This is a genomic window from Myroides sp. LJL115 (genome assembly GCF_054871665.1).
Window position 1 is genome coordinate 1 of record NZ_JBTXLS010000061.1, and the last position, 14,355, is coordinate 14,355.

A 14,355-nucleotide genomic window follows, 5' to 3' on the forward strand; every position below is an offset into this window, starting at 1 on the left:
TTAAGTCCAATTCATCGATAACCTTATTTACAATGCGTACTGGATGCAAGGCAGGAATGAAATCTTCCAAAGAATGAGGAATCAAACTCATTTGATTCTGATCGTAAAGTCTATAACGTGGTGCTTGTTTTGCCATATTTACTTGAATTACTTATACTAATTTAAGTATATTAGATTGAAATTCAAATAATTATAATGGTGTTTTTTACTTAAAAGCACAAAAAAGAGGCTATCCCATTTGAGACAGCCCCTTTTTATATTTAAGTATAAACTAAAGTGGAAAGATTTATTTGTCTTATTGTCCTTGTTGTTCAGGCAGTACTCTAAGGGGCAGGAGCTCTATAAAGCAGGTTTATTAGTAAAACAAGGAGCTATATATTCTTTTTGAAAAGTGTTTTTCTCGTATATTTTTGTTAAATTTAGTAGAAAATTAATTTAGATATGAAAATAGCGATTCGTTTTACTGTGTTCTTTATAGTCACAATTGCCCTTATTTTTTTAACCTTCATTAAAACAAGTATAGGTATAGCCTTGATTGTTCTTGGACTATTGGGTATAGGGATTTATGATATTCTTCAAACCAAACGCACTATTCTTCGAAACTTCCCTATCATAGGGCATATGCGTTTTTTATTAGAAAGTATTTCACCAGAGTTACACCAGTATTTTATTGAAGGAAACACTAAAGGAAAACCAATTAGTAGGAACGTGAGAACTTACGTATATGCTAGGGCTAAATTAGAAAATGAAAACCATCCCTTTGGTACAGAGTTAAATGTCAATGAGGAGAATTATATATGGATGCGCCACAGTATTTACGCTGGTAAACGCCTTAGTGAAGCTCCTCGTAATATAGTGGGAAATCACCAATGTAGTGCTCCATATAGTGCTAGTTTGTTTAATATCTCGGCTATGAGTTTTGGGGCATTAAGTAAAAATGCTATTTCGGCTTTGAATCTAGGTGCTAAACAAGGAGGTTTTATGCATGATACGGGAGAAGGAGGGATTTCTCCTTACCATTTATTAGGTGGTGATTTAGTCTACCAAGTAGGAACGGGTTATTTTGGATGTAGAACACCAGAGGGAAAATTCTCTGCGGAAAATTTTGCTAAGACCGTTAATATACCCCAAGTAAAGATGATTTCTTTAAAGCTTTCTCAAGGAGCTAAACCTGGGCATGGAGGAATCTTACCTGCATCTAAAAATAACGACGAGATTGCTAAAATTAGAGGAGTAAAGCCTCATACTACTATTTTCTCTCCTCCAAGTCATACGGCTTTTTCGAATCCAATAGAAATGATGGAGTTTATCGCGGAGTTACGCCGTTTATCAGGTGGTAAACCAGTAGGCTTTAAACTAGCTATAGGAAGTAAAAAAGAATTCATAGACATTTGTGAGGCAATTATTCAAACTGGTATTATTCCCGATTTTATCACCGTAGATGGAGCAGAGGGAGGAACAGGAGCCGCTCCTTTAGACTTCACCGATCACGTAGGTATGCCATGGGAGGAGGCTTTGTGCTTTGTAGTAGATACCTTAAGAGGATATGATTTAAAAAAGCATATTAAAGTAATTACTGCCACTAGGATCTTTACAGCCTTTGATATCTTCAAAGCTCTTTGTATTGGTGCTGATATTACCAATTCAGCCAGAGGAATGATGTTGGCTATTGGATGTATACAAGCGCTTAAATGTCATACGAATGAATGTCCAACAGGTGTGGCCACAAATAATGCTCGCTTGGTAAATGGTTTAGTCATTACAGAGAAAGATAAAAGGGTATATAATTACCACCAGCGTACTATCTCAGATTTTATGGATCTACTCTCAGCTGCAGGATGCCAGAGCATTGAGGATGTGTCTAGAGACTTTATCTATAAAAAGCTACATGATAAAACCTATAGTTTCCAAGAGATTTACCCAGATGTAGAAATAGGAAGTTTATTAAAGACTTCTACAACTAATTAAAACAAAGGGGTTGTCTCACAATTGAAGACAGCCCCTTTTTTACTTAATAAATATCGTGCTTTACTTAGTATAATTTAATTATTTAATCTGAAATATAAATCATACCTAATAATTTACTCCTGAATGACAGTTAGGTAACCTTTATGAGATAGCCCCTTTATTTTAGTATTGTAGGTAAGTGTAGGTGTTTTAACCTATTATTGTCTTATTTCCCATTATTGGATTTAAAGGTAAAAAGCATTCTTGAGTAGTTTTCAATTACCAACTTGTGTTACTATTATATTTAAAGTAGGGAGGTGAAACCCTTATTGTTTTTGCCTATATACAAAAGGTATACAACAGGTTACATCACCATTTAGTTTTGTCTAAACATATGGCTTTAAATACAGGGATAAAGCTGTTTTATTTTTGCGTAACTTGCTAAACAAATACCTTTAAAAAAGTAGGTTTATAACATACAGATTAACAAGAGTATAGTTTAAAATACTTGGGTGTATTTAAAGCTTATAACCTTTGTAATGAGATATTAGCAAGGCTAGAATAAAACAAAGAATAATTAAAAATATATAGTAGCATGAAGGCAAAACAAGATTTCAATTTTTCTACACAAAACAATGAGGTAGCAATTAATAATAACGGTAAGATATTACTTTTAGATAAAAAGGCTGCCTTAGCCTTAGCTAATGGGATAAAACAATGTCTTTTAGAGGTTGACGGGCCAAAGATAAGTGTGGTTGTGGACAATCAAACCCTTAAATGTAGAGCAAAAAAAGCAGCAGATAATAAAGTTGTTGTACATATCAATTTAGGTAAATTTCACCTTTGCTCTACTAGTTATCCCAATGAATTAGTTAGCTTCCTAGAAGAATTTACTTCTAGTAGTTTTGAATCCGCAGATTTTTAAATTACGCTAAGTAATTTTCGTAGTTTATTTATAAAAAAAGCTTTTCTTTTTGCGCTAATTTTCTTAAATTTAATACAGCAAATCTACAAAATATTACTTCTTATGAATAGGAGAGTAGTTTTCTTATATGTCCTAGCTGTAGTAACAGGCCTTTTTATAATAGGATATAGTAGCGTGCTTTTTCAAGAGTACAATAAAAACCAAGGTTTAGTATTCTCTAATTTCTATGGGATTATCGGTATGCTTTTTATATTAAGTGGAGTGATATATAGTATTTATGTAGAAAAACATAAAAATAAAGGTTAGTGTTAGGAAGTAAAGTAAATTTACTTGTCAGGTTTAAGCTTAAAAGCATTCTGTTTTTAAGCTTAACTTTTTAAAAAATCAAATTAATAAAGCTCCTTCTAAAGGAGCTTTATTTGTTTTAGTTTTTTAGTATATAAAAGGTGTATTATCTTGCTACAACTAGGTAAATATGTTCAAAAGTAGTAATGTAAAAGTGTAAAGTTATAGTGCTATAGCTTTTAAAAACTAAACAAACAAGGCTTAGTGTTTAATTTAATTTAATATTTGTGGTTGTTTTTAGTTGGTATTGTCAAAATTACCTTTATTTTAGCACTTTGATTTAAGTTAAATTTATATATATGAAAATTGAGAAGCTCCTACTTGCATTAGTATTGTTTTGTACCAATGTATTTGCTCAACAAAATGACAATCCTACTAAGGGACAAATTTTACCCATAGGAGGAAATACTTGGCAAATTACAGGTGATGTACTTGCCGATGAAATAATAAGCGATAATGGTTTGGTAAACTGGAAAGATTCCAAGGCTAGTTTTAAAACTTATTTTAGGAGTGGACATAAGGGAGACTTTCAACTTTGGCTAACTGCAAATAAGCCAAGCCATAGTAGTGTATTACAAATTAGTTTACTGGATAAAACAGTTGATGTTACCATTACACCAGAGAATTACCAAAATATTTATGTTGGGAAGTGGTCTTTACCTAAAAGTGGTTATTTTACAATTACAACCACAGCAAAAAGTAAACAAGCAGATGAATTTGCTAGTGTTAAAGAGTTTATTGTTGAAGGAGAATCGGTGGACACAGATGCTCACTGGGTTAGAAATAACCAGGACAATTACTTCTATTGGGGTAGAAGAGGACCATCGGTACATTTAAAATACAATATTCCTACGAAGGAGCCTATAGAATACTACTACAATGAGATAACTGTAGACAAAGGGCAAGATATAATTGGTTCTTATTATATGGCTAATGGTTTTACAGGGGGCTACTTTGGTATGCAGGTGAATTCTGATACGCAAAGACGTATTTTATTCTCGGTATGGAGTCCTTTTGTTACCGACAATCCACAGGATATTCCCTTAAGTGATCAGATTCTAGTGGATAGAAAAGGAGCTGAGGTCAGAACAGGAGAGTTTGGTAATGAAGGTTCTGGAGGTCAAAGCTATATGGTCTTTGATTGGAAGCCAGATACTACCTATAAGTTCCTCTTAAAGGGAACTCCGATAGAGGATAATTATACCCAATATACCGCTTGGTTTTTTGCTCCAGAAGTAGGGCAGTGGCAGTTAATTGCTAGCTTCAAACGACCAAAGACTAATCAGTACTTAACTGGATTTCATAGCTTCTTGGAAAATTTCTTAGTTGAAAATGGAGATCAGTCCAGAGAGGTAAGTTTTTCTAATCAGTGGGTTAGGGATATTAAGGGAAATTGGATAGAAGTAACTAAGACAGACTTCACTTATGATAATACGGCAAAGATGGGGTACAGAATGGACTACCAAGGTGGTGAAAATCAAAAAGGTTTTTATTTGCGCAATGGCGGATTCTTTGATCAGTATACTCCTTATGGAACAAGCTTTACTAGAAAACCAAGTAAGCAAATGCCGCAGGTAGATGTAGATCGTTTACCTTAAAAGCAAAACAAGGAAATAAATTTTTTTTATAGTTGAAATCCTTTGGTGGATTCTTTTTTATTTTTGTAGTTGAGTCTGTGAGATCTTAGATCTCACAGACTTTTTTATTGGATGTATTCTTTGGCTTTAAATGCTTAATTTTGCAGGAATTTTAATTGTCCTTTTTAATAGTGTAGACCATGGATATTATTGCCTTTGAACAAGTTTTAACCAATAGAGTATTTAGAATACCTGATTATCAAAGAGGGTACTCTTGGACCAAAAAAGAATTGGAAGAACTCTGGTTAGATCTTGCCAATACCCATCGAAAGGATAAGGATTTTCACTTTACAGGAATATTAACTGTAACGGATTTTAGTGATTTTGATTTTCAAAGTATACGAAAGGAAGGTTTTACCATTAGAAATGGATTGTTATGGGTTGGTAACCAATCTTTTAGCGGAGTAAATATAGTAGATGGACAGCAGAGGCTTACTACGCTTTTAATTCTTCTGTCTCAATTAATTCTAGCTCTAGAACAAGGGAGCTATAAAGATAAGCTCATTCAAAAATATTTAAAAATACATACAAAGGACAATAACTATTATATTTTTGGCTACCATGTCGATGTGCCATCTCACAATTACTTAATAAGAGAGATTTTTGATGATAAGGATTATAATAAAGAGGAAGTAGAAACTCTCTATACCCATAATTTATCTGGGGCAAAAAAATATTTTTTAGACCAAATTAGTGGATTTGGGCAAGGGGAGATTGTATTTTGGATTGAAAAGATAACCAAACAATTACTTTTTTCCATTTTAAACCTTAGTGAATCCGCAGCAGGTAAAATAGATGTATCCATGGTATTTGAAACCCTTAATTTTAGAGGAAAACAACTCTCTAGTTTAGAGCGTTTAAAAAATAGGGTGCTGTATATATTATCCAAGCACTTAGATGCTAGTGCTAGGGTACAAAGAAGTCGTAAAAAAGTAAATCAGGCTTGGTTAGAAGTTTATAAATGGTTGGGAAGACATCCAGAGCAGCCCTTAGATGATGATGCTTTCTTAAAGGCATTTTGGCTATTGTATTTCTCTAAAAGCACGATGGTTTCTACCGATTTTAAAACCTACCAAAAAAGATTGTTTAGCTTTGATTTTCAATTGGATACTTCTTATAATACTCAAGGGGAAGATCACATTGAATACCAGGCTTTAATACAGTGGCTAGAGGCTATGCAAAAGGCGGTGGTATTATGGTATTTTATCAATAATCCGTTTTGGGTAGATGACGATCAAGAATTTGGGTTTATATATACCTATAAAATACAATGCTCTTTGGAGCGATTAAATAACTTCCCTAAGGGGTATGGTAAGTATGTATTGAATTTAATTTTGGGAATCTTAATGAGTGACCTTCCCAAGAAAGATCATCATTTAAGCCCTGTAGAACTAAAACAAACCCTTGAGTCCATAGAGCAATTACTATGGGCTTTAGAAAGACATAATGTTATGTGCTTTTTACTACAAGGAAACAATTCTAACTTAAACTTAGAAGATACTTTTAGGGATATTAATTTCTATTACCATAGAAGAAGAGCACATAGCAATGAATACCTTCTAGATGTTCTTTTAACAAGTAGAGTGGACCATTTTCGATATCGTGATGTAATTAAGCATATTCAAAAGGGCTCTCGTTTTATGTCCTGGGCTGGGCTAGAATATTTTTTAAAGACCATAGAAGCCAATATGGGAGGGTTTATGGGTAATGGTGAGCCTAAAGTACACCTTATCTACCCCAAGGAGGAATACTATGAGCAAAGAGCCACTTATAAGGATTTAAATAGTATGCAAAAGGCCAATAGAGACCGTTATTGCTTTAGTTTAGGAAATATGGTGCTGTCCTATCAAAAATACCAAGGCAGTAGCTTTGAGCAACTACAAGCTAGAATTAGAAAAGCCATTAAAAATAAGCAAAGGGTATCTAAGATGGAGCTAGAATTATTAGAGTATACCACTTGGGATAAACAAGCCATCGAGCAAAGAGGTAAGCAAATGCTAGTAGATTTTATTAGTCTTTGGCAATTGCCTTATATACAAGAAACGGAAATAAAACGTTTGCTGTTAGACGAAATTTAATACGTTTAGAAGCTATCTTTATTAGGTATTAAAGTTTCTTGTGTTTATAAGGCTTAAATATAAAGAAGCTCTCTATTCTTTAACCAGGTTTGTTGTAATGTTGGGATTAATCTCTAAAAGGTCTTTTACAAAGCTTTGGGTATCTTTTGGAGAAATAACAATAGGGTTATAACCACCGTAGTTAATTGCTATTCTATCCAAAGAAGCAGCTGGTGCGGCAAGTACACTTTTTGTTTTCTTTATGGAAGTAATCTGTGATATATCAATTTGCATGCTTAAAAAAGGAATGCCATAATAGATTTTTAAAGTGTTATTATCAATAACGTAGCGGATATTGTATATCAGTAGAGCAAGCAATAAACAAACAAATAAAGCAAGAAGTAAAGGAGGCAAGCTTGCCTTTATATTTTGAGTTGAAAATTGCATTATTGGTGTTATACATGTTGTTATTCCAACAAGGATAAAAAGCCAATAAGTTACTTTTGACTTATATTGTTTTGTCATAATACCGTACTTTAAAAAATGGATAGAAATAAGGTTTGTAAAATAGGAGAATTGTACCTTTTAAAAGGGCAATTCTCCTATTGTACTTTAGCGTCTTATTTTTTTGGCGCGTTATCTAAGAAAAGCTGTTTTACTTTTTGTTTATCATACGATTTTCCATCCTCTAATTCTCCTGAACTATAGATAGCTACTTCTTGGCTATCAGGAGTGATTACAAAGAAAAATGGATACCCTAAAGATTGAGAGCCTGGAGCATATTTATCAAATACTTCTTTATTTTTATTCTTAGGAGAATAGTTTAGATGATAATAAAGGTAGTTATCATCTACAATTGATTTTAACTCCGCATCTTTTTGTACAAAGTCATTAAAACGTAAACACCAAATACACCAGTTTCCACCTGCTTGAACAAAGATATTTTTGTTTTGCTCTTTAGCAAGAACAAGTAGCTCATTTATTTTTTGCTGTGCATCCTCTGTTTCATTATAAGGTTTGCTTAGCCCTTCTCTTTCTTGTTTGGCCTTTTCTTGTGCAATTCTTTTTTGTTCTAATTCCTCTGGGCTAAGTTCATTGTCTTTAACTATCTCTATTGGAGCATCTAGATCTTTTTGTGTTGCTTGGTCCTTGCAACTTGTTAATCCTGTAAATAAAGCTAGAAGACAAATGCTTAAAGTTATTTTTTTCATACGGTTATATTTTAGGTGCTTTTATTTGTTATTTAAAAGCAAAGTACTAAAAATTTCTTTGGGTTTGTAGATAATTTTATCCATATGAATTTTAATTATTGCTTCCTTGGAAAAACGCAAGGATAATAACTGTTGCTAAAATGCTTTTATCACAAGCTAGTCAGTGGGCTAAAACAACAAAAGCAATCTCACTAAATAAAATATATTAGTAAGACTGCTTTTGTGTTAAACAGTGAATAGTATTTTATAAACAATTAACTCATCTTATCTACAGCGTGTAAATTAGGTTGTAATTGAGATAAAATAGGATGATTTCCCGCCTTTGTAAACCATTTGCCATATAAGGCAGAAAGCTCGTAAGAACTGTCTGTAATTATACGTTGGTTCCATGTTTGTGCTGCTTGAAGGTATTGATTCCAATCAATATCTAAAACTGCTAGGATGTCAGTTAAATCACAGCCATTAGTCATTTTTAAAGTAATGGCAGCGTAATCTTGTAAAGATATACGGTTAATCGGTTGTAAAAGTGGATTGTTCATCATTTTCTTTTTTTTTCTTTCTTGTTTTTCTTTTTCTAATGCTAGACTATCATAGCTATTTAGTACTAGCATATTTAGCAATTCTTTTTCATTTCGCTTTCACAAAAATATGCAAATATTCTGTAAATATGCAAATATTTCTGGTGTTTTTTATTTATGAATTACATTAAAACCCTCTAAATAGCTAAATTTATGATTTTATGATATTTATCATGTTTTTTAAGTAAATATATTTTTATGCCTTTATTTAAGTGTTTTAATCTTTGTTTTTTAGTCGTAATCCATTGTGGTGTAGTGTGTTATGTTTTTAAGAGACTGACAGCTAGGAAAAAGAATTGTTTTAAAAATAAAAAGGTAATTTACCCTTGAAAGCAGAGTATAGGATATTTTATTTGGTGAACAAGGGTTTTTCTTTAGATAAGCAAAAAATATTTTTATTTTTTTCGTTCCAAGTTTTTAACCAATGTTATCTAAATAGGATAAAATAAATTCATTTTAGGTATAAATAGTTGGGGTATTTCATGCTTGATTTTTCGAGAATAGTCTTTTTTAGTGTATTTTAATAAGAGAAAATATTCTTGAAGTACGCCTTATGAATTTTTAAGATAAATTTTAGACAGATAAAGCTGCCATTTTTTGATCAACTTTAGTTGGAGATTTATATAAACAAAGCCATAGATACCTATAATTCCTAAGTTTTACTGCTAAAACACTCTTTTATAGCTTAAATCTTTTCTAAGATGCTTGCGTGAAAAAAGATATACATTTTAGTTTAATTTTAGAATTTTTTTAGAAGTTATACCTAAAAATAATAAACCTTTCAAGAAAGAATGTATATATTTAGGCTATCGATATGTTAACCTATTTAACAATCATAATCTATAGATAAATTGTACTATGAAAAAATGTTTATTGGCTTTATCCGCCATTTTATTGAGTGGTAATCTATGGGCACAATCCCATAAGTTACTTTTTAAGACAGACTATGGTAATTTCAAAGTGGTATTATACGATGCTACTCCAAAGCACCAAGAGTTAATTTTACAGGCCATCGAGCAAGATCAATATAAAGATGCATTGTTTAATCGAGTAATTGAAAACTTTGTAGTCCAAGGTGGAGAGCACGATATAGATATTGCTGAAAGAGAAAAGTATTTAAGAGAAGATCAAAAAAGGCGTTTACCTGGTGAATTTGATACAGAGCATCTATACCATAAGGTGGGAGTATTAGGAGCAGGTAGAGATAATAATCCAGATAAGGCATCCTTTTTAAATCAAATCTACTTTATTGTAGGTGGCCCAGTTACAATGCAAGATTTAAACGAATTAGAAAGTAAAAGAAACTGGAAGTATACTCCAGAGCAAAAGATAGATTATCTTCACAATGGAGGAACACCTCGCTTGGATGGAGATTATACCGTTATTGGTGAGGTATATGAAGGCTTAGACGTACTGATGGCTATTAGTAAGGCAAAGACAGATCCTAAGGATTTCCCATTAGAGAAAGTAAATTTTGAAATAGAGACTATTCAATAGTATATCTGTTTGGGATACTAAAATAAACCCCGAGTTGTTTTAATGAAACACTCGGGTTTTTTTATATTCCTACTTGAGTATACCATAGGTATATAATGCCTATAATGGCAATAATACTAAAGGTTATAGAAATGTAATTGCGGTTTTTAATCGGTCGCATATAACTAAGTTTTGATGGTATAAAAAGTAAAAATACACAATTGTTACTTATTGTAGAACAAAAATGATAATGGGCTTATTTATAAGTGTATAAAGTTACCAGGTAAAACGCCTTTTCTTACTTTCTTTAAAAGGGGGTAGAATTAGTAGAAACTAGTAAGGGTATGTTTTATAGTAGGCTCTTTTTGAATTAATTTATATCAACTAGTATACTAGTTTGAGTGTGAAAATATTGAGTTTTAATTGTTCTATTTTGCAATCTATGGTGTAAATGTTAAAATTTTTTCTTAATTTTAGAAGAAGAAAAATTTTACACCTATGAACAACAACCCTGATTATGCGAAAGTTTTAAGTGATGCTTTCACTATAAAGCCTGTAGATCATCAACCAGATGCTAGTAAAACAAGACCTGTTAACTCTATTGAGAAATTCATGCCATGGGCAGATGAGTTGGGCAATTACCAAAGAAATATTGGAATTGGCAATAAGAACATCAAAAACAGTAAAATCTATATTATTGGTTCTGGTATAGCTGGATTAGCTGCAGCTTATTATTTTATAAGAGATGGAAAGGCTACCCCTGAGAATATTGTTTTTTTAGAGCAACTCAAAGTAGAGGGAGGTTCCTTAGATGGAGCCGGAAATGCTACTGAGGGCTACCTTTGTAGAGGTGGGCGAGAAATGGACATGACATACGAAAATGTATGGGATATGTTCCAGGATATCCCAGCTTTAGAACTACCTGAACCTTATAGCGTATTAGATGAGTACCGCTTAATTAACGATAATGACAAAAACTATTCTGTATCTCGTTTAATTCACCAAAAGGGATTAGTCAGAGACTTTGATGCTTTTGGATTAAGTAAAAAAGACCAGTACGCGCTAGTTAAGGTACTTTTGAAAAAGAAAGAGGATTTAGATGATATTACCATTGAGCAATATTTTAGTGAGAGTTTCTTAGCTAGTAATTTCTGGCTATTTTGGAGAACTATGTTTGCTTTTCAAAACTGGCATAGTTTACTTGAGTTTAAGCTTTATATGCACCGATTTTTACACGATATCGATGGACTACATGATTTATCTGCTTTAGTGTTTCCAAAGTATAACCAACACGACACTTTTGTAAAACCTTTAGGCGGATTCCTTTCTAAAAAAGGAGTCAAAATTGACTTTGGAGTTTTAGTAGAAGATTTAGATATTGATCAAAGTAATGGACAAAAAGTTGTAAAGGGAATACATATTGTAAAAGATGGTCAAAAACAGTGTATTAACGTTGGAGCGGACGACTATGTGATTGTAACTACAGGCTCTATGACGGAGGATACCTTCTATGGGAATAACACCACTGCTCCAGTTGTAAGTATTGATAATAGTACAAGTGGAAAGAGTCCTGGATGGCAATTATGGAAAAACTTAGCCCAAAAATCTGCGGATTTTGGTAATCCTGCAAAGTTCTGTAGCAATATTGAAAAGAGTGGATGGGAGTCTGCAACTCTAACTTGTAGAGACTCTGCTTTAGTGGAGAAACTAAGAGCTCATTCTACCAATGATCCTTTTTCTGGAAAAACAGTAACTGGTGGAATTATTACCATTACAGACTCCAATTGGCTAATGAGCTTTACTTGTAATAGACAGCCACACTTCCCTGATCAACCAAAAGATGTTCTAGTGCTATGGGTATATTCTCTTTTTATGGACAAAGAAGGTAATTATGTTAAAAAATGTATGCCTGAGTGTACCGGAAATGAAATCTTAGCAGAATTATGTTACCATTTAGGAATTGAAGATAAATTGCAAAACGTAATTGACAATACCATTGTACGTACTTCTTATATGCCATATATTACTTCTATGTTTATGCCTAGAGCTAAAGGAGATCGTCCAGCTATTGTACCTAATGGATGTACTAACTTAGGTTTAGTTGGGCAATTTGTGGAAACAAACAATGATGTAGTCTTTACCATGGAGAGTTCAGTGCGTACGGCTAGAGTGGCAGTTTACACACTTTTAAACTTAAACAAACAAGTACCCGATGTTGCTCCGTTCCAATATGATATACGTCAACTTTTAAAGGCAGTTAAAGCCTTAAATGACGGCAATAGTTTTGTAGGTGAAGGTTTGTTAAAACGCTTATTGAAAAACACTTATTACGAACATGTTCTTCCAGTTGATAAAAAGGAGAAACCGGATCAAGGTGGCGCTTGTATGGTAAAAGAACCTGAGACTTTCTTACAAGAACAAGTACAAAGGGTAAAAGAGTGGTTTAAACATATGTAAAACACATTAAAATATTAAATAAAAAGCAAGAGTCTTTTCTATTTTTATAGAAAACTCTTGCTTTTTTTGTGGTATAAGGTGTAATTAAGGGTAGAAAACCCTTATCTTTATGTACAATGCTACTATAAGAATCCTTTTTAGTTAAAAGGGAGGTTAAAACTAATTTTTACAAGTAGTTTATTAATATAAACTTTTTGCATATGTCAAACATTGATTTAATTATAGAGGAAAGAGCTGCTAGTATAGGTAATTTCTTAGTAGGTAGGCTATTGCCTTTCCGTCAAAAGAGAATGGTAGGACCGTTTGCTTTTATAGACCATATGGGGCCAATTGCCTTAAAGGACCATGATAATTTAGATGTAGATCCTCATCCCCATATTGGATTGAGTACTTTGACATACCTTTTTGAGGGAGAGTTAGAACACAAAGATAGTATAGGCAGCGTACAAAGGATTACTCCTGGAGCGGTAAACTTTATGACAGCTGGTCATGGAGTAGTACACTCGGAAAGAATCCCTACAGACTTTAGAGAAAACAACCCAGAAGGAGTATTACATGGTTTACAAATATGGATTGCCTTACCTAAGGAGTTAGAGAAAATTGAGCCTAGCTTTGTACATACAGAAAAAGAACAGCTTTTAAGTTGGACAAAGGAAGATGCTACATTTACCCTAATAGCAGGGGAAGCCTTAGGAAAAAAAGCTAGCATGCCAATGCATAGTAATTTATATTTTATAGAAATTAAAAGTGAGAAGGGAGCCCAAGTAGATATAGGAGAGGGACTTTATGGAGAGTCGGGCTTGTATATTTTACAAGGTTCTGTTATAAGCGAAGGGCAAAGCTTTGGAGAAAAGAATCTTCTCATTGCAAAGGATGCGCACTTATGTAGTTTTGAGATTACTCCAGGAAGTATCGTTTATGTTTTCGGAGGAGACCCCCTAGAGGAGCAAAGACATTTATTATGGAATTTTGTGGCAAGTGAACCTGAGGATCTTCAAGATGCCAAAGAAGCTTGGATAGAGCAAAATTATAGTGTTTTCCCTCTTATACCAACCGATAAGGATACTTATGTGCCATTTCCAGAGCCTTTAAAAGGATTTAAGCCAAAACAATAAATAATCACTCAAATACCACTATATATTATGTTAGCACATGTTATCGCTCAATCTAAAAAACAAGATTATCTAACCCAAATTACAGCTGGAAATAATCAGATTCATGCAGATGAGCCTCTAGATTTAGGGGGGCAAGATAAAGGGTTTAACCCATATGAATTATTGTGCAGTGCTTTGGCAAGTTGCTCGGTAATTACTCTAAATATGTACACCAAGCACAAAGGCTGGGAGGTAGGGGAGATTTCCTGTGAGGTTACTTTACAAAAACAGGATGATTCCGATAAGGTTACTTTTTTAAGGCAGGTTCACTTTGAGAATAAAACTTTGGAAGAGAAACAGTACCAAAGATTACTTGCAGTAGTTCAAAAATGTCCTGTGCATAAAGTGTTAAGCGGAGACATTAATATTATCACATCCTTGTCTAAATAAGGATGTCTTTACAATAAAAAATCCCCTATTTGTTTTAAAACAAATAGGGGATTTTTTAGTGTGCCCAGCATGGGTAGTAACTCTAGGGTGTAAGTCCCGAACACGCCTTTACAACGGGAAGTGTTAGCCAAATGCAAGGGTGTCCATCGCAAGGTGGAATCTGAAGGAAGCGCTAGGC

At 33.2% G+C, this 14,355-nt stretch carries 12 protein-coding genes; 9 read left to right on the top strand and 3 right to left on the bottom strand.

The annotated features are described in order from the left end of the window. Window positions 1-441: 441 nt before the first annotated feature. The 5 genes from ACYSNX_RS11985 to ACYSNX_RS12005 all read left to right on the top strand — a co-directional run bounded on the left by ACYSNX_RS11985 (window position 442) and on the right by ACYSNX_RS12005 (window position 6,932). Window positions 442-1,968 (top strand): FMN-binding glutamate synthase family protein, encoded by a 1,527-nt coding sequence (locus ACYSNX_RS11985; protein ID WP_461754907.1) that lies wholly within the window; start codon window positions 442-444, stop codon window positions 1,966-1,968. Window positions 1,969-2,542: 574 nt separating this feature from the next. Continuing rightward, a complete protein-coding gene (locus tag ACYSNX_RS11990) occupies window positions 2,543-2,872 on the top strand; it encodes a hypothetical protein (protein ID WP_461754908.1) in 330 nt (109 codons plus the stop codon). A gap of 102 nt (window positions 2,873-2,974) precedes the next feature. Next, window positions 2,975-3,178 carry a hypothetical protein gene (locus tag ACYSNX_RS11995; protein WP_461754909.1) on the top strand — a complete coding sequence of 68 codons (204 nt, stop codon included), beginning with the start codon at window positions 2,975-2,977 and terminating at the stop codon, window positions 3,176-3,178. Window positions 3,179-3,516: 338 nt separating this feature from the next. Beyond that, window positions 3,517-4,815 carry a DUF3472 domain-containing protein gene (locus tag ACYSNX_RS12000; protein WP_461754910.1) on the top strand — a complete coding sequence of 433 codons (1,299 nt, stop codon included), beginning with the start codon at window positions 3,517-3,519 and terminating at the stop codon, window positions 4,813-4,815. A 179-nt stretch (window positions 4,816-4,994) separates the two neighbouring features. Beyond that, the gene (locus ACYSNX_RS12005) at window positions 4,995-6,932 is read left to right on the top strand and encodes a DUF262 domain-containing protein (protein WP_461754911.1); all 1,938 of its coding nucleotides are present in this window, start codon (window positions 4,995-4,997) and stop codon (window positions 6,930-6,932) included. Between the two features lie 72 nt (window positions 6,933-7,004). Here ACYSNX_RS12005 and ACYSNX_RS12010 read toward each other — a convergent pair whose 3' ends face one another. The 3 genes from ACYSNX_RS12010 to ACYSNX_RS12020 form a co-directional block, all read right to left on the bottom strand. Then, window positions 7,005-7,436 (bottom strand): PH domain-containing protein, encoded by a 432-nt coding sequence (locus tag ACYSNX_RS12010; protein WP_461754912.1) that lies wholly within the window; start codon window positions 7,434-7,436, stop codon window positions 7,005-7,007. A 95-nt stretch (window positions 7,437-7,531) separates the two neighbouring features. After that, window positions 7,532-8,122 (bottom strand): thioredoxin family protein, encoded by a 591-nt coding sequence (locus ACYSNX_RS12015; RefSeq protein WP_461754913.1) that lies wholly within the window; start codon window positions 8,120-8,122, stop codon window positions 7,532-7,534. Between the two features lie 254 nt (window positions 8,123-8,376). Further along, window positions 8,377-8,733, bottom strand: coding sequence for a hypothetical protein (locus ACYSNX_RS12020; protein ID WP_461754914.1), 357 nt, complete (start codon window positions 8,731-8,733; stop codon window positions 8,377-8,379). Window positions 8,734-9,558: 825 nt separating this feature from the next. Here ACYSNX_RS12020 and ACYSNX_RS12025 point away from each other — a divergent pair. The 4 genes from ACYSNX_RS12025 to ACYSNX_RS12040 all read left to right on the top strand — a co-directional run bounded on the left by ACYSNX_RS12025 (window position 9,559) and on the right by ACYSNX_RS12040 (window position 14,177). Continuing rightward, complete coding sequence (locus ACYSNX_RS12025) at window positions 9,559-10,197, top strand: peptidylprolyl isomerase (protein ID WP_461754915.1); 639 nt, start codon at window positions 9,559-9,561, stop codon at window positions 10,195-10,197. 477 nt (window positions 10,198-10,674) lie between these two features. Continuing rightward, a complete protein-coding gene (locus ACYSNX_RS12030; protein WP_461754916.1) occupies window positions 10,675-12,633 on the top strand; it encodes an oleate hydratase in 1,959 nt (652 codons plus the stop codon). Window positions 12,634-12,833: 200 nt separating this feature from the next. Further along, window positions 12,834-13,748: a pirin family protein gene (locus ACYSNX_RS12035; RefSeq protein ID WP_461754917.1), complete on the top strand. Its 915-nt coding sequence runs from the start codon at window positions 12,834-12,836 to the stop codon at window positions 13,746-13,748. Between the two features lie 27 nt (window positions 13,749-13,775). Continuing rightward, complete coding sequence (locus tag ACYSNX_RS12040; RefSeq protein WP_461754918.1) at window positions 13,776-14,177, top strand: OsmC family protein; 402 nt, start codon at window positions 13,776-13,778, stop codon at window positions 14,175-14,177. The last annotated feature ends 178 nt before the right edge of the window (window positions 14,178-14,355 follow it).

Excerpts from the sequence above, each read along its gene's own strand:
- ACYSNX_RS11985 (WP_461754907.1), top strand. The coding sequence starts at position 442 with ATGAAAATAGCGATTCGTTTTACTGTGTTCTTTATAGTCACAATTGCC.
- ACYSNX_RS12035 (WP_461754917.1), top strand. The coding sequence starts at position 12,834 with ATGTCAAACATTGATTTAATTATAGAGGAAAGAGCTGCTAGTATAGGT.
- ACYSNX_RS11990 (WP_461754908.1), top strand. The coding sequence starts at position 2,543 with ATGAAGGCAAAACAAGATTTCAATTTTTCTACACAAAACAATGAGGTA.
- ACYSNX_RS12015 (WP_461754913.1), bottom strand. The coding sequence starts at position 8,122 with ATGAAAAAAATAACTTTAAGCATTTGTCTTCTAGCTTTATTTACAGGA.
- ACYSNX_RS12030 (WP_461754916.1), top strand. The coding sequence starts at position 10,675 with ATGAACAACAACCCTGATTATGCGAAAGTTTTAAGTGATGCTTTCACT.
- ACYSNX_RS11995 (WP_461754909.1), top strand. The coding sequence starts at position 2,975 with ATGAATAGGAGAGTAGTTTTCTTATATGTCCTAGCTGTAGTAACAGGC.
- ACYSNX_RS12025 (WP_461754915.1), top strand. The coding sequence starts at position 9,559 with ATGAAAAAATGTTTATTGGCTTTATCCGCCATTTTATTGAGTGGTAAT.
- ACYSNX_RS12040 (WP_461754918.1), top strand. The coding sequence starts at position 13,776 with ATGTTAGCACATGTTATCGCTCAATCTAAAAAACAAGATTATCTAACC.
- ACYSNX_RS12020 (WP_461754914.1), bottom strand. The coding sequence starts at position 8,733 with ATGCTAGTACTAAATAGCTATGATAGTCTAGCATTAGAAAAAGAAAAA.
- ACYSNX_RS12005 (WP_461754911.1), top strand. The coding sequence starts at position 4,995 with ATGGATATTATTGCCTTTGAACAAGTTTTAACCAATAGAGTATTTAGA.
- ACYSNX_RS12010 (WP_461754912.1), bottom strand. The coding sequence starts at position 7,436 with ATGACAAAACAATATAAGTCAAAAGTAACTTATTGGCTTTTTATCCTT.
- ACYSNX_RS12000 (WP_461754910.1), top strand. The coding sequence starts at position 3,517 with ATGAAAATTGAGAAGCTCCTACTTGCATTAGTATTGTTTTGTACCAAT.